A 17,507-nucleotide genomic window follows, 5' to 3' on the forward strand; every position below is an offset into this window, starting at 1 on the left:
CTATGTTTGTAGAATATAACGGAGACATCCCGTCAGAACAGCCGTCAGTGAGGACGAACATGACCGCATCTCCCCGCCGGATCCTGGTCACCGGAGGCGCATCCGGGCTCGGCCGCGGCATCGCCGCCGCCTTCCGCGACGCCGGAGACGAGGTCTTCATCGGCGATGTGAACGCGGATGCCGCGGCCGCCGGCGCTGCTGAGATCGGCGCGACGGCCCTCACGCTCGATATCAGCGACGAGACCTCCGTGCGCGCCGCGGCCGAGCGGGTCGTCGCCGACGGCGGACTCGACGTCCTGGTCAACAACGCGGGCATCGTCGCCGGCGGCGGCACCCTCCAGGAGGTCCCGGTCGACGTCGTCGATGCGGCCCTGCGGGTCAACGTGCGCGGCACCTTCCTCATGCTCCGCGTCTTCGGCGGTCTGCTCGCCGAGGCGGGACGCGGGTCGATCGTCAACATCTCCTCGATCGGCGCCCGACAGCCCACCCCCGGCCTCGGCCACTACGAGGCGACCAAGGCCGCGGTCGACGCCCTCACCCGCACGGCCGCGATCGAGCTCGCCGCGGCGGGCGTGCGCGTGAACGCGGTCGCCCCCGGGCCTGTGCTCACGCCCCTGACCGCCGACTTCGCGTCCAACCCGCAGGCGCGCGCGGCCTGGGAGTCGCGCATCCCCCTCGGCTCGATCGCCGAGGTCTCCCAGATCACGCCGCTCGTGCTGTTCCTCGCGAGCGACGCCGCCAGCCACATCACCGGAGTCTCCGTCGCCGTCGACGGCGGACAGCTCCTGGTCTGACCGACACCGCCGTCTGGAGAACCATGTCCCTCCCCACGCTCGACCTGCCGCCCGCCCCCGGGCTTCCGACTTCGACCCGCGCCGCCGTGCTCACCGCGCACGGCGAACCGCTCACCCTGCAGAACCTTCCCCTCCCCGCCGAGATCGAGCCCGGCGCCGCCCTCGTGCGCATCTCGTGCACCACGCTGTGCGGCACCGACATCGAGATCTGGGAAGGCCGGATGAGCTTCCCCGGCATGCTCCCGATGGTGCTCGGACACGAGATGGTCGGCGAGATCGTCGCTACGGGGCCCGACACGAAGGACGCCCTGGGACGCCCGCTCTCCCCCGGCGACCGCATCGGCTGGTCCGAGTCGACCTGCGGCGAGTGCCACGGATGCGTGGTGCTGCGCGAACCCGTCGCGTGCTCCCGCCGCGGCTACGGGTTCCTGCAGCGGGCCGACGTGCATCCCTTCGCCACCGCTGGACTCTCGGAGTATGCCTACGTGACCCCGGGAGCGGCGAAACTGCTGCTCCCGGCGTCGGTGAAGGACAACTGGGCATCGATGGCCGGGTGCGCGGCCAAGACCGTGCTGCGGGCCTTCGAACGGGCCGGGCGCATCCGGCCCGGCTCACGCGTGGTCGTGCAGGGCGCCGGCGCGCTCGGCATCTTCGCCACGGCCGTCGCGAAGATCTCGGGAGCCGGCCAGGTCATCACGATCGGCGCCCCCGCGTCGCGCCTGGAACTCGCCGGACGCTTCGGCGCCGACGCGGTCGTCGACTTCCGCGACGGCCCGGTCGTCGAACAGGTCATGGCGCTCACCGGAGGCCGCGGAGCCGACCACGTGTTCGATTTCGCCGGCGCGCCGAGCGTCGGACCCGACGCGATCGCGATGGCGGCACAGCGCGGCACGGTCGCCATCGTCGGGTCCACCGGTCCCGCAGGCGACGGCTTCCCGCTCAGCACGATCATGGGCAAGGAGCTCACCGTGGTCGGCTCGCTCAACGGCGACATCTCGGACTACTCCCGCGCGATCGACTTCTTCACCGCGTTCGCCGACCGCTTCCCCTGGGACGACCTGTTCAGCGCCCCGGTCGGCCTGGCCGACGCCTCCGCGAAGATCGCCCACATGCACCAACTCGATGAGGTCAAGGCCGTCATCGACCCGAGACGGTGAGGACCCCGTGACCACTCCCCTCCTGCCCCGCCGCGAGATCGGCCGCAGCGGCATCGACGCCTCGCTGTTCTCCCTCGGCTCCTGGCACACCTACGACCGGATGGACTTCGGCGACGCGGTCACGATGCTCCGGGAGGCCGTCGACCGCGGCGTGAACCTGTTCGACGTCGGCGTGTACTCCGCACCGGGAGCGCCGCCCGTCTTCACCGACGTGATCTTCTCGGCGATGGTGCGCGCCGCAGGGATCCAGCGCGACGAATGGCTGCTCTCGTCGAAGCTGTGGCTCGAGGCGTTCGGCGATGACGGGTTCCGCCCGCAGCTCGAGAACGCGCTGATGCGGGTCGGCGTCGAGCACGCCGACCTGGTGATCCTCGGCGACCTGCGCCGCGACGACCTCGCCCTGCGCGACCTCGTCCTCGACCTCGCCCGTCTCGAGGGGGCCGGACTCATCCGCGCCTGGGGTGTGAACAACTGGTCGGCGTCGAGCATCCAGACCCTGATCGACATCGCCGCCGCGGAGGGCGTCTCCGGGCCGCAGATCGCGCAGCTCAAATACAGCGTCTCCCGGCGCTCGATCCCCGACGGCGCGCCCTTCGCACGCCTGTGGGATCAGGGGCTGACGCTCCAGGCCTCCGACTGCCTGGAGGGCGGTGTGCTCGCAGGCAAGATCAACGGGGACAGGCAGATCGGCCGCGACCCCGGCGATATCCGGGAGCGGATCATCGCGGATGTACCCGCCTTCTCCGACCTGGCCTCGTCGCTCGACGTCTCACCCGCGCAGCTCGGGATCGCGTTCACGCTCACCCATCCGGCACTCGCGACCACGCTGTTCGGCGCATCGAGCATCGACCAGCTGCGCGCGAATCTCGACGCCGCAGCCCTGGTCGACCGCATCGGCATCGAGGAGCTGCGCCGCCTCGTCGAGCCGTTCTGGGCTGACCGCGGGGTCGTCGACCCCGAAGGCCCCTGACCCGCCGCCCCCATCGCTTCCAGGAGAACCATGACCGCCACCGCCGCCGGACACCCGACCGTCGCCCCCGTGCCCTTCGACCCCGAGGTGCAGGCCGTGCTCGATGAGCTCGCGAAGAATCCGCAGCCGCCCCTCACCCGCGACACCCTTCCGCGCGACGGTGTCGACCGGATGTTCCCGGACAACGACGCGGTCATCGCCGGGCGCGACATCGACTGGGAGGACCGCGTCATCCCCGGTCCTCCCGGAGCGCCCGAGATCGAGATCACGGTGTTCCGTCCGGCCGACACCCGCGACGAGGTGCTTCCCGCCTTCGTGAACATCCACGGCGGGGGCATGATCGTCGGTCACCGCTCGTGGGAGACGGGGCGCGTGGTCGACATCGTCGACGAACACCGCGTGGTCGCGGTCAACGTCGAGTACCGCCTCGCCCCCGAGAACCCCTACCCCGCCGGAGTCGAGGACTGCTATGCCGCCTTCGTCTGGGTGCACGCGAACGCTGCCGGGCTCGGCATCGATCCGGAGCGCATCGTCGTCGGCGGCGGCAGCGCGGGCGGAGGTCTCACGGCGGCCGTGGCTCTCCTGGCCCGCGACCGGCAGGGTCCGGCCATGGCCGGACAGCTGCTGCTGTGCCCGATGATCGACAACACCAACACCACGGTCGCCAGTCTTCAGTACGACGGCATCGGAACCTGGCAGCGCGAGATGAATCTGCTCGCGTGGTCGTGCGTGCTGGGCGACGACCTCGCCTTCCATCCGGATGCTCCCGCCTACGCCGCCCCCAGCCGCGCCGTCGACGTGGCGGGACTCCCACCCGCCTTCATCGAGGTCGGCGAAGCCGAAGCGTTCCGCGATGAGGACACCGAGTACGCGCTGCGCATCTGGGCGACCGGCGGGCAGGCCGAGCTGCATGTGTGGGGAGGTGGCGCGCACGGCTTCGACATGTACATGCCCGACGCCGAGATCTCGCGCGCCGCTCTCGCGGCCCGCGCGTCGTGGCTGCGTCGCATCTGGCGGGCCGCGCGATGACCGCGCCGCTGCCTGTCCCCTACGACCCGGAGCTCGTCGCCGGACTCGATGCGTTCGTCGAGATGGTCGAGATCATCCCGCTGCGTGCCGACACGATCCACGCGAATCGCGACCACTTCGCGACGATCATCCCGTCCATGGCCATACAGTCCGATGGCCGCGCGATCACGTGGGAGGACCGGACCATCCCCGGGCCCATCGGGGCTCCCGCCATCGAGATCACGATCGTACGGCCCGCCCGGCCGGCGCCCGCCCCCGCCCCCGCCGTGCTGTCGATCCACGGTGGTGGCATGGTGCTGGGCACCCGGTTCTTCGGCACGGCGGAGCTCATCGACCTCGCCGAGCGGCACGGCGTCGTCGGGGTGGCCGTCGAGTATCGCCTGGCGCCCGAGCACCCCGGCCCCGCCCAGGCGGAGGACTGCTACGCCGCGCTCGAGTGGATGGCCGCGCACGCCGAGGAACTCGGCATCGACGCCGACCGCATCATCGCCTCGGGGATGTCCGCCGGTGGCGGCCTCTCGGCCGCGGTCGCTCTGATCACTCGGGATCGGGGCGGGCCACGCCTGGCCGGTCAGCTGCTCGGGTGTCCGATGCTCGACGATCGCAACGAGACCGCATCCAGCCGTCAGTACGACGGTTTCGGCGCGTGGGATCGGAACAACAACGACACCGCGTGGGACGCCATCGCCGGAGAGGACCGCTTCACCGACCGCGTCTCGCCGTACACCGCGCCCGCGCGCGCCGCTGACCTCTCAGGACTCGCCCCCGCGTTCATCGAGGTGGGCGCCGCGGAGACGTTCCGCGACGAGGCCGTCGACTACGCTCTCCGCATCTGGGCGACCGGGGGACGAGCCGAACTGCACGTATGGGCCGGCGGATATCACGGGTTCTCCGGGTTCTCCCCCGATGCCGAGGTCTCGAAGGCCGCCGTCGCCGCCCGCGAGAGCTGGCTGCGCCGCATCCTGCGCCTCGGCGGATGAGCCTCCCCGCCCCTGAGGAGCCCGTCCGTCCGCGCATGAGCACCCTGCGGGCGATGCTGGTGCTGGGGATGCTGGAGGCCTTCGGGCCCCTGTCGATGGACCTGTACCTTCCGCAGCTGCCGCAGCTCGCCACGTCGCTCGGCACGACGGAGGCTCTCGCGCAGGTGACGATGTCGGCGTGCATGATCGGCCTCGGACTCGGCCAGCTCGTGGCAGGGCCGCTGAGCGATCGACTCGGCCGACGACTGCCGTTGATGGTCGGAGTAGCGGCTTTCGCGGTGCTCTCCCTCGTGTGCGCCGTCGCTCCGAACATCGAGCTCCTGCTGATCTCCCGTTTCCTGCAGGGGCTCGCGGGCTCGGCCGGCATCGTGATCTGCCTGGCCATCGCCCGCGACCAGTTCGAGGGTGCCGAGCTGTCGCGGATGCTGTCACTGCTGTTCCTCGTGTCCGGCACGGCGCCGATCATCGCGCCGGTCGTCGGCGGCCAGCTGGCCCTGATCATGGACTGGCGCGGCATCTTCGGCGTGCTCAGCGCGGTCGGGGTCGTCCTGCTCCTCGTCGTGGTGTTCGCCCTGCCCGAGACGCTGCCTCCGTCGAGGCGGCACGGCGCCGGACCCGTGGCGCTCCGGTCGCACGCCGCAGCCGTCGTGCGCGATCGCCTCTTCGTGGCGGTGCTGTGCGCCGCGGCGGGAGGCGGTGTCGCGTTCTTCACCTACCTGTCGATGTCGTCGTTCGTGCTGCAGGATCAGTTCGGCCTCAGCCCGCAGGCCTTCAGCCTCGCGTTCGCGGCGGGGGCGCTGGCCAGCATCGTCGGCAGCCAGACCAGCCGGCTCGTGGTTCGCCGCTGGGGACCCCTGCGCGTGTATCTCGGCGGTATCACGGCGACGCTGCTCGCCACCGTCCTGCTGCTCGTGCTGACCTCGACCGACGCCGGAGTCTCCGGAGTCATCGGGGCGCTCATCGGATTCATGCTGTGCTCCGGGCTGGGTGGCCCCAACGGCCAGACGCTCGCACTCGCCCACCACGGCGCACGCGCCGGCACGGCCTCGGCCCTGCTCGGCATGGCGACGTTCCTGTTCGGTCCGGTGCTCGCGCCCCTCGCCGCGGGCCTCGGCGGCACGAACGCCCTCACCATGGCCGTCACCATGACGATCGCCGCCGCCGTGGCAGCCGTCGCGGCCTGGGTGTTCGTGCGCCCCGCCGCAGAGCCTCGGTAGCAGCCCGTCGGCCACCGGCCAGCGGAGACGGGCCTCGCCGATCAGAACCCGAGGCACATCGCAGCGACACCGACGGCCATGGCCCACGACTCGGTCGTGAGCAGTCGTGCGGTCCTGCCGTGATGCACCGGCGCCACGAACCACTCGGCGACGACGGTCCACACCACGACCCCCACCACCCCGACCAGCACCAGAACCGACAGGACGCCGTCCAGTGCATGACCGCCGTGCCCCGCGTCCGCCGCCTGCATCGACGCGCCCGTCGCTCCCGTGGCGTTCGTCGACGCGCTCTCGAAGGCGCACGCGGCCATCACGAGCGACACGAGGGCGCGGTGGCAGCACGTGGCCGCCGACGGCGTGCCCCGCACCCCCATGGTGCCGAGCATCGCCGAAAGCAGGAGGACGGCGCCGAGGATCAGCCCCGTGAGGGTGTCGCCGTCCGTGACGGCGAGGAACAGCATCACCGCGGCCATCACGAGGGCCGCCTGCCGTCCCTGCCACGGTACGACGCGCCACGCCGCGATGCAGGCGACCGCCGAGACGATCGCCGCTGCGGCCATCAGCCACGGTGCTGCGGGAAGGAGGTGTTCCACCCGGGAAGTATATTGAGCAATCGCTCAATCTAGCTAGACCCCGTCATGATGCGAGAGGATGGGCACGTGCCCCGCATCGTCGACCACGATGAGCGCCGCCGGCAGATCGCCGAGGCGCTGCTCGCCGTGGCCGCCCGCGACGGGCACGAGAGCGTCTCCTCACGCGCCGTCGCCAAGGAGCTCGGCGTCGCCACCGGATCGCTCTGGCACTACTTCGAGGGCTTCGACGAGGTCGTGCGCGCCGCGGCCGCCGAGGTCACCCGCCGCACCGACGCCCGCATCGCCGCAGCCACCGAGGGGCTGCGGGGACTGGCGAGACTCCAGGCGCTGATGCGTGAAGTGCTGCCGATCGATGAAACCACCCGCACCGAGGCGCACGTGGTCGTCGGCTTCTGGGGACGACTGGCGACCCTCGCCCCCACCCCTGACGCCGGAGCCCCCACACTCGCGACCTGGCAGAGCAGCATCCGACTCGCTCTCGCCGAGGCCGTCCACGACCGCGAGCTGCGCACCGACACCCCCACCGAGGCCGTACTGTCGCTGCTGCGCTCGATCACCTACGGGCAGCAGATCGTCGAGGTCACCGAGCCCCAGCCCGCGGCCGCGCACCTCGCGGTGCTCGACAGCATCCTCGCGCCCTGGCGCGCCTGAGCCGCGCCAGCCCCTCTCGACGCCCCGGGAATCGGTGGTTGTGGACCGCCGACGACCCGTCGTATCATCATCGCAACCCGTTTATTGAGCAGTTGCTCGAAAATAGTGAGGTCGATGATGTCCCACCACGCACCGCAGCCCGTCTCGATCGAGAAGATCGCCGCAGCGCACCCGCATGATCCGCTGACGGGCGACGAGATCGCCGCCGCTCGCGCGGTCCTCGACGCGGCAGGACTCCTGACGGAGAGCACCCGCGTGCCGATGCTGCTTCCCGACGAGATCACGAAGGAGGAGCTCGCCGCCTGGCAGCCCGGCGCCCCGATCGATCGCCGCGTCGATGTGACCCTGCTCGACACGGCGACCGGCGTCGCGACCGAGGCCATCGTGTCGATCACACGGGGCGAGGTCCTGCGCACCGCGCGCGTGCCGAACGACGCCCCGCCCTACGGCCAGCCGCAGTACCTGTTCGAGGAGTACGAGCGCGCCGAAGCGATCGCGAAGGCCTCCCCCGAATGGCAGGCGGCGATGACGCGCCGCGGCCTCGCCGCGCACATGGACCTCGCGTTCTGCGGGCCGCTCGCCCCTGGTTACACCGGACGCGCCGATGAGGTCGGGCGTCGGGTGATCCGCTCCCTCACGTTCCTCCGCTACGACGAACACGACTCGCCGTGGGCACACCCGGTCGAGGGACTCATCGTGCACATCGACCTCACGGCGAACAGCGTCATCCGCGTCGAAGACCATGGCGACGTGCCCGTCCCCGCCGGCCATGGAAACTACTACCCCGAGGCGCAGGGCGACGCTCGCACCTCGCTCAAGCCCATCGAGATCAGCCAGCCGGAGGGTCCGAGCTTCACGGTCTCCGGCTCGCTCGTCGAGTGGGAAGGCTGGTCGATGCGCGTCGACTTCAACGCCCGCGAAGGACTCGTGCTGCACGACGTCTGCTTCCAGGGTCGCTCGGTGCTCAGTCGGGCCAGCGTTCCGGAGATGGTCGTGCCCTACGGCGACACCGCCCCCGGCCGCTTCTGGATCAGCTACTTCGATGCCGGTGAGTACCTGCTCGGAAAGAACGCCAACCACCTCGAGCTCGGCTGCGACTGCCTCGGCGTCATCCGCTACCTCGACGGCTACGTCGCCGACGACCACGGTCACCCTGTGCGCATCCCGAATGTGATCTGCATGCATGAGGAGGACTACGGCATCCTCTGGAAGCACACCGATCTCGCCGGCCGCGCCGACGTGCGTCGCTCGCGCCGCTTCGTGGTGTCGTACTTCTCCACGATCGGCAACTACGACTACGGCTTCTACTGGAACTTCTCCCTGGACGGATCGATCGAGGTGGTCGCGAAGGCGACCGGCATCGTGTTCGCCGCGGCCGGCGAGCCGGGCGTCCGCCAGAAGCACGCGACCGAGCTCGCCCCCGGCGTCTTCGCCCCGGTGCACCAGCACCTCTTCTGCGCACGCCTCGACGTGGCGATCGACGGCGAGGACAACCGCCTGGTCGAGGTCGACGCTCAACGGGTGCCGATGGGCCAGGAGAACCCCTTCGGCAACGCGTTCAGCTGGACCGAGACGACCCTCGCGACCGAAGCGGAGGCGCAGCGCGAGGCGGACAGCTCGGTCGCCCGCGTCTGGGAGGTGCAGAGCGCCTCCCGCACGAACCGCGTCGGGCGCCCGACCGCCTACCACCTGGTGCCGGAGCCGACCGCTCTGCTCATGGCCGATCCCGCATCCTCCGTCGCCGCGCGCGCCGCATTCGCCACGAAGCACCTCTGGGCCACCCGGCACGAACAGGGGCAGATCTGGCCGGCCGGTCGCTATCCCAACGCCCACCAGGGCGGCGCCGGCCTGCCGGAGTACACCGCGGGCGATCGATCGATCGACGGAGAGGACATCGTGCTGTGGCACACGTTCGGGCTGACGCATTTCCCGCGCCCGGAGGACTGGCCCATCATGCCCGTCGACTACGCCGGCTTCTGGTTCAAGCCCTACGGCTTCCTCGACCAGAACCCCGCGATGGATGTGCCCGAGTCGACGCAGGCGCACGCGGTCGCGTCCACCGGCTGCTGCGGCGCAGGCGCGTGCACCTGCGAGCACTGATCTGCGAGACGTCGTCCCGCACGGCCGATCCCGGTGATAGCATCACGGAACGGATCGTATACAACGTCGTCGTTCCACCACCCGAGGTGATCAGTCATGAACGGTGCACCCGCCGCCCCCGCCGAATTGGTTTCCACGCTCGTCGCGCGCAACATCAGCGACTTCCGTGCCGCCGTCTCGGAGTCCTTCGTGCCCCTGCAGGTCACGACCGCCGGACCCGACCACTTCCGAGGGATCATCCGCGGAGCCTCCGTCGACGAGGTGCATGTGAACGACGTGCGCGCCACGTCGCATGTCGTCGAGCGCACCCCCGAGCTCATCGCCCGCGGCGACCGTTCGTATTTCAAGGTCAGCCTGATGATCGCCGGCACCGGCCTGCTGATCCAGGACGATCGCGAGGCCGTGCTCCAGGCGGGCGATCTCGCGGTCTACGACACCGACCGCCCGTACTCCCTCGTGTTCGACGACGACTTCCGCACGATGGTCGTGATGTTCCCGAAGCACCTCATCAGCCTCCCGGCCGAGATGGTCGGGCAGCTCACCGCCGTGCGCATCTCCGGTCACGAAGGCCTCGGCAGCATGGTCGTGCCGTATCTGACGCAGCTCGCCGGTAATCTCGATCAGCTGGCCGGCACGACGGGTGCCCGGCTCGCGCACAGCGCGCTCGACCTCGTGACGACGGTCTTCACACGCGAGCTCGGACTCGATCAGGTGTCCGCCGACCCGCACCGTGCGCTGGTGCAACGCATCCGCTCGTACATCGACCGCAACCTCGCGTCGACCGATCTCGGACCCGCGTCGATCGCCGCCGCGCACTTCATCTCGACCAGGCACCTGCACGGGCTCTTCCAGGAGCAGGGCGTGACCGTGTCGACCTGGATCCGCACACGGCGCCTCGAGAAGTGCCGTCGCGACCTGCTCGACCCGATGCTCGCCGACCGCCCGGTCGCGGCCATCGCGGCACGCTGGGGCTTCGTCGACGCCGCGCATTTCAGCCGCGCGTTCAAGTCGACCTTCGGCGTCTCACCCAGTGAGTATCGCGCCGCGCACTGACGTTCCGTCTGCCGCGCACTGACGCTCCGTCTGCCAGGAAAACTGACGCTCCGTCTGCCGCGCACCGGCACGTTGCTTGCCCGGGAGGGCACGCCGGTTGACTCTCGGCGCGCGATGACCGCCGCCCCCTTGAGGGGATGAGGAACACCCCACCAGCATGAGGCAAGCGCACCGCGACGACGCGGTGCCCGGGGCGATGCGGCCCCGCCGCGTGCGACGTCAGGACCCTCATGACCGACACCTCCACCGACCCGGCGCTGGACGAATGGCGCACGTACGACGAGTTCGCCGCGGGCATCGACACCTTCCGCCTGCCGAACACCCCCCTCGCCGGCACCGCCCTCACCCTCACCCTCGACGACGACTCGACCCTGACCCTGGAGTTCTCCGAGGACGCCGTCGTCTGGAGCGGACTCGGAGCCTCCGGCACCGACCCGTACGACGCGGTGCGGGTGCGGGACGACGTCGTGTTCGTCAACATCCCGATGCGGAGCCGTCCGCGCGAGGCCGTCACCGTGGTGTTCTCCACGACGACGAACCGGGCGACCGTCATCCGTTCGCGCATCGCCCCCGAAGCCGTCGACGGCACCCCTCAGGTCGGCCAGGACTTCTGGGCGGCGACGACCGATGCGGGGCCCGTCAGCGGCGACGCCCCCGGCCCGAGCCGCGACCTCATCGGCAAACGCAACCTCTACCGGTACAGCCCGCACCACCTCTACGAGCACGTGTACATCTCCAGCCGGCGCTATGCCTGGCAGTGCCTCGAGGGCGTGCAGCGCGGCCACGGCGACATGGACCTGTCGACCGTGTGGAAGTTCGCCGACGGCCTGTACCTGTTCTGCTTCCGCGAGTTCCGTATCGCGGTGGCCAGCGTCTGGCTGCACGACCTCGGCTACCAGTTGATGACCACGGGGATCTTCCTCGGACTCACCGGAGACGGCGACGCCGAGCACTCGCGGGCCGGCGGCCACATCTACCCGCTGGGCGCCGTCTCCTACCCCGACGCCCAGCCCGTCTGACCGTTCGCCGCACCCCCACTCCGAGGAGAGCCCATGAGCAACGCCGATCTGATCCGCCAGCACTACGCCGCCAACGACCGCGGCGACCTCGACGGGATGCTCGCGCCGTTCGCCACCGACATCCGCTGGACCGAGGCTGCCGGCTTCCCGTACGCCGGAACGTACATCGGCCCGGATGCCGTCGCCCGGAACGTGTTCCGCCGTATCCAGGAGGAATGGGACGACTACACCGTCGCGATCGACGAGATCGTCGACGGCGGCGACGTCGTGGTGGCCATCGGCACCTACTCGGGCACCTACACGCAGACCGGGCGCTTCTTCGCCGCCCGCGTCGCCCATGTGTGGCGGGTCGTCGGCGGCGAGGTCGTCGCCTTCGAGCAGATCACCGACACGGAGCTCGTCAACCGCGCCATGCGCGCCTGAACACCGCACACCCCGCACAGCACCACCCGAACACAGCACCACCCGACCACAGCACCACCCGAACACGAGAGGCAGGAAGCACATGAACACACGAGCATCCGGCACCGCGGCGCTCCTCGCCGTGGCAGCCCTCACCCTCGCCGGCTGCGCCGGTGGAGACGGCGGAACCGGCGGTGGGAGCGGCGACCCGATCGTCGTCGGCTCCGTCAACACCATCAGCGGTCCCGCGACCTTCCCCGAGGCCTCGCAGGCCGCCGCCGCCGTGTTCGAGGCCTTCAACGAGGCGGGCGGGCTCGACGGCCGCACGATCGACTACAAGATGCTGGACGACAAGGGCGACCCGGCCACGGCCACCGCCTCCGCACGCGAGCTTGTCGGCAGCGACGGCGCGGTCGCGCTCGTCGGCTCCGCCAGCCTCATCGAGTGCGAGATCAACGCCAAGTACTACGAGCAGGAGGGCATCCTCTCGATGCCGGGCATCGGAGTCGACACCGGCTGCTTCGACAGCGAGAACATCTCCCCCGCGAACGTCGGACCGTTCAACGACATGACGCTCACGCTGCAGTACGGATCCGAGGTGCTCGGCCTCGACGACATCTGCATCCTGCTCGAGATCGCCGGTTCCACGCGTCCCACCTACCAGGCCGCGATCGACGAGTGGACCGAGATCACCGGCAAGAAGCCGAAGTACGTCGACGACACCGTCCCGTACGGCGCCTCCGACTACACCCCCTACATCGTCAAGGCACGCGACCAGGGCTGCAAGGCCCTGGCGATCAATCCCGTGGAGCCCGACGCGATCGGACAGGTCAAGGCCGCGAACGCCCAGGGCTGGGACGACGTGACCTGGCTCTACCTGACGAGCGTCTACAGCGAGAACTTCGCCGAGGCGATCGACGACGCGGGTGCGGGCATCTACGTGCCGGCGGAGTTCTACCCGTTCACCGACGACAGCGAGATCAACGCCGACTGGCGAGAGCTGATGGAGGCCAACGACATCCCGCTCACCTCGTTCAGCCAGGGCGGGTACCTCGCCGCGACGTACTTCATCGAGGTGCTCGAAGGGATGGACGGCGACATCACCCGCGAGACCGTCTCGGAAGCGCTGAAGGGCATGGAGCCGATCGAGAACCCGATGGTCGGAACGCCCTACGCGTTCGGCACCCAGAACACCGCGGGCTGGCCGATCATCCTCGAGTCCGGCACGAACGCCTGGGAGAAGGTCGCCGACGACTGGCTCCGCATCGGCGAGTAGTCACCCCTCGCCTGCCGCCGGGCGCATTACCGGCGGCAGGTCCCCACCCCTCGGAACAGAAAGGACGCCTCATGCTGCAAGGCGCCATCGCCGGTCTCGCCGCCGGCGGCCTCTATGCCGTCCTCGGCGTGTGCCTGACGCTGATGTCCCGACTCGTGCGCGTGGTGAACTTCGCCCAGGCCGCGACCGGGATGTTCGGGGCCTTCACCGCGGTGTGGCTCGTGCGCGAGATCGACCTGCCGATCTGGCTCGGCTCGGTGCTCGGCGTCCTGGTGGCCGGGCTGCTCTCGGCAGCGATCGGGTTCATCGCCGCGACCTGGCTGTCCGAGGCCTCCACCACCACCCGTTCGGCGATGACCGTCGGCCCCCTCCTGCTGCTCATCTCCCTGTCGTTCATCCTCTTCGGCAACAAGCCGCAGCCGTTCACGCCGATCATCGCCGGACCGGCGTTCTCGTTCGGCGGCGTGGTGATCAGCCAGGTCACGGTCGCGACCGTCGCGATGGCGATCATCACCGCCATCGTGGTCCGCCTCGTGCTGCGCCGCACCAGGGTCGGCACGCAGCTGCGCGCGCTCTCGGAGCGCCCGACCACGGCGGAACTCCTCGGCATCCGCTCGCGCCCGCTGTCGATCGCCGTCTGGTTCGTCACGGGTGTGATCAGCGCGATGGCGATCATCATCGTGGCCCCCTCGCAGTCGAACGACGCGACCAGCCTCGCGATGCTCATCGTCCCGGCCGCGGCGGCAGCCCTGCTCGGCGGCTTCCGACGACTCGACCTCGCCGTCGTCGGCGGGATCGTCCTGGGTGTGCTCGGTGGTCTCGTCGCCCAGATCGACGAAGTGGCGCTGGTGCGCAACTTCCTCCCGTTCCTGTTCATCGTCGTCCTGTTGCTCTGGACGCAGCGCAAGGAGGTGTGGGATGCCGCTCGCTGACCGTCCCTGGTTCCGGATCACCTGGCCGTTCGCCGTCGCTCTCGCCGGTATCGGAGCGGGTGCGATCCTCAGCGCCTCCCTGCCGGGGTACTTCGTCTTCCTCGCGATCAGCGCGGTCACGGCCGCGATCGCCATCCTCGGTCTCGGCATCGTCACCGGCTCCGCAGGGATGATCGCGCTCTGCCAACTCACCTTCGCCGCCGTGGGGGCCTGGATCGTCTCCCTGCTGAACGTGATGCAGGCGCCGGGCGGATTCATCGTCTGGCTGGTCCTCGGCGGGGTGGCGGCGGGCCTCGTCGGCATTCTCGTCGGCCTCCCCGCTCTGCGGCTGCGCGGTGTGAACCTCGCCGTCGTGACCCTGGGCTTCGCGGCAGCCGCCGACGTGACGCTCGTGCAGATCCAGTTCCCCGGTTCGGCTCAGGGCACGGCGATCGAGCGTCCCGAGATGTTCTCGAACGACCGGCAGTTCTTCTTCCTCTCCATCGTCGTGCTCGCCGTCTGCGCACTCGGCGCGTTCTTCCTGCAGCGCGGCCGGTGGGGATCGAGCTGGAAGGCCGTCGCGTTCTCCGAGCGCGGCACGGCCGCCGCCGGACAGAGCGTGCAGACCGCGAAGCTCACCGCATTCGCGGTCTCGGCCGCCCTCGGCGGCATCTCCGGCGGGCTGCTCGCCGGTCAGGTGCAACTCCCGTTCGCCTCGAGCTTCACACCCCTGCAGTCGCTGGCCCTCTACGTGCTCGCGATCATGTCGGGCGCGCACCTGATCGACATGGCGATCTTCGGGGGCCTGCTGTGGGTGCTGGTCCCCGAGCTCCTCAAACGCTGGGGCATCCCGCAGGACTGGGGCTTCGTCGTCTTCGGCGTGCTCGGTGTGCAGGCGCTCACCAGCGGCACGAACCTCGGCCAGGGCATCCGCAACCTGATCTGGCGCCGCGCGGATCGCCAGGCCGCCACCGTCGCGCTGACGGCGCTTCCCCCTGACGCCGGAGCGGATGCCGCGGTGATCACCACCACGACCACGGCCACGGTCGACGAGGCGGCGCTCGCCGGGACGCCGGTGCTCACCGTTGACGGCCTGACGGTGCAGTTCGGCACCCTGAAGGCCCTCGACGACGTCTCGTTCCAGGTTCCCGCCGCGTCGATCATGGGGCTCATCGGTCCGAACGGAGCCGGGAAGTCGACGTTCGTCGATGCGATCAGCGGGTTCCTCCCGAAGCACACGGGGCGCGTGCTCCTGGGAGACCGCGACCTCGTCGGCCTCTCCCCCACGCGGCGCGCGCGTCTCGGTCTGCGCCGGACCTTCCAGCAGGACCGGGTGCCGCCGTCGCTCACCGTTGGCGCATACGTGCGGTTCGTGGCCCGGCGCCGGCTCGCCGCATCCGACATCGACGAGGTGCTCGAGTTCTTCGGCTGCCCGCCCGCGCGTGCACGCCTGTCGAGCGTCGACGTCGGCACACGCCGGCTCGTGGAGGTCGCCGCGAACGTCGTCTCCCGTCCCCGTCTGCTGATCCTCGACGAACCCGCCGCCGGGCTCTCGCATGACGAGCATCTCGCCCTCGCTGCGAGGCTGCGGGAGCTGCCTGCGCGCTACGGCGTCGCCCTCATCATCATCGAGCACGACCTCGATCTCGTCCGCTCCGTGTGCCCGACCCTCACGGTGCTGGACTTCGGCCGCGTGCTGGCCAGCGGACCACAGGCCGAGGTCCTGGCGAACCCCGACGTCGTCAAGGCGTACATGGGAGAGACGGAGCTGTTGAAGTGAGCGAACTCGTCCTGGACGGTGTCACCGTCAGTCGCGGCGCCGGTCCCGTGATCTCCGACGTCTCGCTGCGGGTCACCGGAGGCGAGGTGCTGGCGCTGGTGGGCCCGAACGGCGCGGGCAAGACGAGCCTGATCGAATCGGTCTCCGGCGTCACCCCGCATTCCGCCGGCGGCATGACCCTCGACGGCGAGCCGATCGACCGGCTGTCCCGCGTCGCGAGAGCCCGCCGCGGGATCGTGCACATCGAGCAGGGACGCGCCGTCTTCCCCTCGCTGACCGTGCGCGAGAACATCTCCCTCACCGCACGCACCCCCGGAGAGCTGGACGCCGCCCTCGCGCAGTTCCCCGAGCTCGAGAAGCGCATCGATGCGCCGACAGCCCTGCTGTCGGGCGGCGAGCAGCAGATGGTGGTGCTCGCGCGCGCGTTCGCCGCGAAGCCGCGCATCCTGCTCATCGACGAGATGTCGCTGGGCCTCGCCCCCGTCGTTTTCCTGCGCCTGATGCCGATCGTGAAGTCGATCGCCGATTCCGGGGTGGGCGTGCTGCTCGTCGAGCAGTTCACGCAGCTCGCCCTCGATCTCGCCCAGGAAGCCGTGGTCGTGGCGGGAGGCCGGGTGTCGTTCCAAGGGGCATCCGATGCCCTGCGAGCCGACCCCGGCCTCCTGCACCGCGCCTATCTCGGCGGATGAGCGCGGACCGCGCGCCGGATCACATCCCGGCGTGATCGAAGGCGATGGTCGGCACGTCGACCACGTGCGAGCCGCCGTCGGCGACGATCACCGCCCCCGTGATGTACGACGACTCCCCGGAGCCGAGGAACCGCACGACCGAGGCGATCTCGGCCGGTCGGGCGGGACGGCGCAGCGGCACGTCAGCGGTGACCTTCTCGTAGGCCTCCTCGCGGGAGCCGAGACCGGCGTGCGTGGCGAACTCGTCCATCTCCTCGTCGGCCATCGGCGTCTGCACCCACCCGGGGCAGATGGCGTTCACGCGCACACCGTGCCGGCCGTAGTCCCGCGCGAGAGTGCGCGTGAGCCCGACCAGGGCGTGCTTGCCGACCGTGTACCCGGCGACGGAGGGTCCGGCGAAGAGCCCCGCGAGCGACGACACGATCACGATCTGCCCCTTCGCCTCGATCAGCGCGGGCAGGGCCTCCCTCGCCATCGTGAAAGCCGTGGTGAGATTCGCGCGGATCGCCGCATCCCAGCTCTCGTCGTCGGTCTCCCCCACCGGCGAGAATCCGTGGCCGCCCGCGTTCGCGACCAGCACGTCGATGCGCCCGAACCGCGCGAGCACGTCGGCGACGGCAGCCTTCGCGGAGGCGGTATCGGCCGCATCCGCGATGATCGGCAGGGCCCCGACCGCGCGTTCGACCTCATGCAGGGGCTCCGGGCGACGCCCGACGACCACGACATGCGCACCTTCGGCCGCGTATCGTTCGGCGATGGCGGCTCCGATGCCCGTTCCTCCTCCGGTGATGACGACGACGCGTCCCGAGACGGTCGATCCGACCACAGCTCCCATGTGTGCTCCTGTGTGTTCTGGCGCGCGTGCGCTGTTGCTGCCCGACGCGGT

17 protein-coding genes are annotated in these 17,507 nt (G+C 70.3%); 15 read left to right on the forward strand and 2 right to left on the reverse strand.

Annotated elements, in window-relative coordinates; all coding sequences use genetic code 11:
* Positions 1 to 59: 59 nt before the first annotated feature.
* The 6 genes from ABDC25_RS12360 to ABDC25_RS12385 are packed head-to-tail and all read left to right on the forward strand — an operon-like array spanning position 60 to position 6,147.
* Complete coding sequence (locus ABDC25_RS12360) at positions 60 to 794, forward strand: SDR family NAD(P)-dependent oxidoreductase (RefSeq protein ID WP_021201007.1); 735 nt, start codon at positions 60 to 62, stop codon at positions 792 to 794.
* Positions 795 to 817: 23 nt separating this feature from the next.
* Positions 818 to 1,951 carry a zinc-binding dehydrogenase gene (locus tag ABDC25_RS12365; protein ID WP_347123080.1) on the forward strand — a complete coding sequence of 378 codons (1,134 nt, stop codon included), beginning with the start codon at positions 818 to 820 and terminating at the stop codon, positions 1,949 to 1,951.
* A 7-nt stretch (positions 1,952 to 1,958) separates the two neighbouring features.
* Positions 1,959 to 2,921, forward strand: coding sequence for an aldo/keto reductase (locus tag ABDC25_RS12370; protein ID WP_347123081.1), 963 nt, complete (start codon positions 1,959 to 1,961; stop codon positions 2,919 to 2,921).
* A 30-nt stretch (positions 2,922 to 2,951) separates the two neighbouring features.
* A complete protein-coding gene (locus ABDC25_RS12375) occupies positions 2,952 to 3,950 on the forward strand; it encodes an alpha/beta hydrolase (protein WP_347123082.1) in 999 nt (332 codons plus the stop codon).
* Positions 3,947 to 4,930, forward strand: coding sequence for an alpha/beta hydrolase (locus ABDC25_RS12380; protein ID WP_347123083.1), 984 nt, complete (start codon positions 3,947 to 3,949; stop codon positions 4,928 to 4,930). The genes ABDC25_RS12375 and ABDC25_RS12380 overlap by 4 nt, the downstream gene beginning before the upstream one ends.
* Positions 4,927 to 6,147, forward strand: a complete 1,221-nt coding sequence (locus ABDC25_RS12385; protein ID WP_347123085.1) for a multidrug effflux MFS transporter — start codon at positions 4,927 to 4,929, stop codon at positions 6,145 to 6,147. The genes ABDC25_RS12380 and ABDC25_RS12385 overlap by 4 nt, the downstream gene beginning before the upstream one ends.
* 41 nt (positions 6,148 to 6,188) lie before the next feature.
* Here ABDC25_RS12385 and ABDC25_RS12390 read toward each other — a convergent pair whose 3' ends face one another.
* Positions 6,189 to 6,740 carry a hypothetical protein gene (locus ABDC25_RS12390; RefSeq protein WP_136025401.1) on the reverse strand — a complete coding sequence of 184 codons (552 nt, stop codon included), beginning with the start codon at positions 6,738 to 6,740 and terminating at the stop codon, positions 6,189 to 6,191.
* Positions 6,741 to 6,806: 66 nt separating this feature from the next.
* Between ABDC25_RS12390 and ABDC25_RS12395 the strand changes: the two genes are divergently transcribed.
* The 9 genes from ABDC25_RS12395 (at position 6,807) to ABDC25_RS12435 (ending at position 16,621) form a co-directional block, all read left to right on the forward strand.
* Positions 6,807 to 7,391 carry a TetR/AcrR family transcriptional regulator gene (locus ABDC25_RS12395; protein ID WP_347123086.1) on the forward strand — a complete coding sequence of 195 codons (585 nt, stop codon included), beginning with the start codon at positions 6,807 to 6,809 and terminating at the stop codon, positions 7,389 to 7,391.
* 114 nt (positions 7,392 to 7,505) lie between these two features.
* A complete protein-coding gene (locus tag ABDC25_RS12400) occupies positions 7,506 to 9,491 on the forward strand; it encodes a primary-amine oxidase (RefSeq protein ID WP_347123087.1) in 1,986 nt (661 codons plus the stop codon).
* Positions 9,492 to 9,587: 96 nt separating this feature from the next.
* Positions 9,588 to 10,544, forward strand: coding sequence for a helix-turn-helix domain-containing protein (locus ABDC25_RS12405; protein WP_029260453.1), 957 nt, complete (start codon positions 9,588 to 9,590; stop codon positions 10,542 to 10,544).
* A gap of 230 nt (positions 10,545 to 10,774) precedes the next feature.
* Positions 10,775 to 11,563: a MoaF C-terminal domain-containing protein gene (locus ABDC25_RS12410; RefSeq protein ID WP_347123089.1), complete on the forward strand. Its 789-nt coding sequence runs from the start codon at positions 10,775 to 10,777 to the stop codon at positions 11,561 to 11,563.
* Positions 11,564 to 11,596: 33 nt separating this feature from the next.
* Positions 11,597 to 11,986, forward strand: a complete 390-nt coding sequence (locus ABDC25_RS12415; RefSeq protein ID WP_029260455.1) for a nuclear transport factor 2 family protein — start codon at positions 11,597 to 11,599, stop codon at positions 11,984 to 11,986.
* 82 nt (positions 11,987 to 12,068) lie between these two features.
* Positions 12,069 to 13,241 carry an ABC transporter substrate-binding protein gene (locus tag ABDC25_RS12420; protein ID WP_029260456.1) on the forward strand — a complete coding sequence of 391 codons (1,173 nt, stop codon included), beginning with the start codon at positions 12,069 to 12,071 and terminating at the stop codon, positions 13,239 to 13,241.
* 71 nt (positions 13,242 to 13,312) lie between these two features.
* Positions 13,313 to 14,173, forward strand: coding sequence for a branched-chain amino acid ABC transporter permease (locus tag ABDC25_RS12425; RefSeq protein ID WP_297555118.1), 861 nt, complete (start codon positions 13,313 to 13,315; stop codon positions 14,171 to 14,173).
* On the forward strand, positions 14,160 to 15,932 hold the full coding sequence (locus ABDC25_RS12430) for an ATP-binding cassette domain-containing protein (RefSeq protein ID WP_021200353.1): 1,773 nt from the start codon (positions 14,160 to 14,162) through the stop codon (positions 15,930 to 15,932). The genes ABDC25_RS12425 and ABDC25_RS12430 overlap by 14 nt, the downstream gene beginning before the upstream one ends.
* Positions 15,929 to 16,621, forward strand: coding sequence for an ATP-binding cassette domain-containing protein (locus ABDC25_RS12435; protein WP_167253207.1), 693 nt, complete (start codon positions 15,929 to 15,931; stop codon positions 16,619 to 16,621). The genes ABDC25_RS12430 and ABDC25_RS12435 overlap by 4 nt, the downstream gene beginning before the upstream one ends.
* Before the next feature lie 19 nt (positions 16,622 to 16,640).
* Here ABDC25_RS12435 and ABDC25_RS12440 read toward each other — a convergent pair whose 3' ends face one another.
* Complete coding sequence (locus tag ABDC25_RS12440) at positions 16,641 to 17,456, reverse strand: SDR family oxidoreductase (protein ID WP_029260460.1); 816 nt, start codon at positions 17,454 to 17,456, stop codon at positions 16,641 to 16,643.
* Positions 17,457 to 17,507: the final 51 nt, after the last annotated feature.

The sequence above is a fragment of the Microbacterium sp. SY138 genome, from assembly GCF_039729145.1.
Lineage (GTDB): Bacteria > Actinomycetota > Actinomycetes > Actinomycetales > Microbacteriaceae > Microbacterium > Microbacterium maritypicum_A.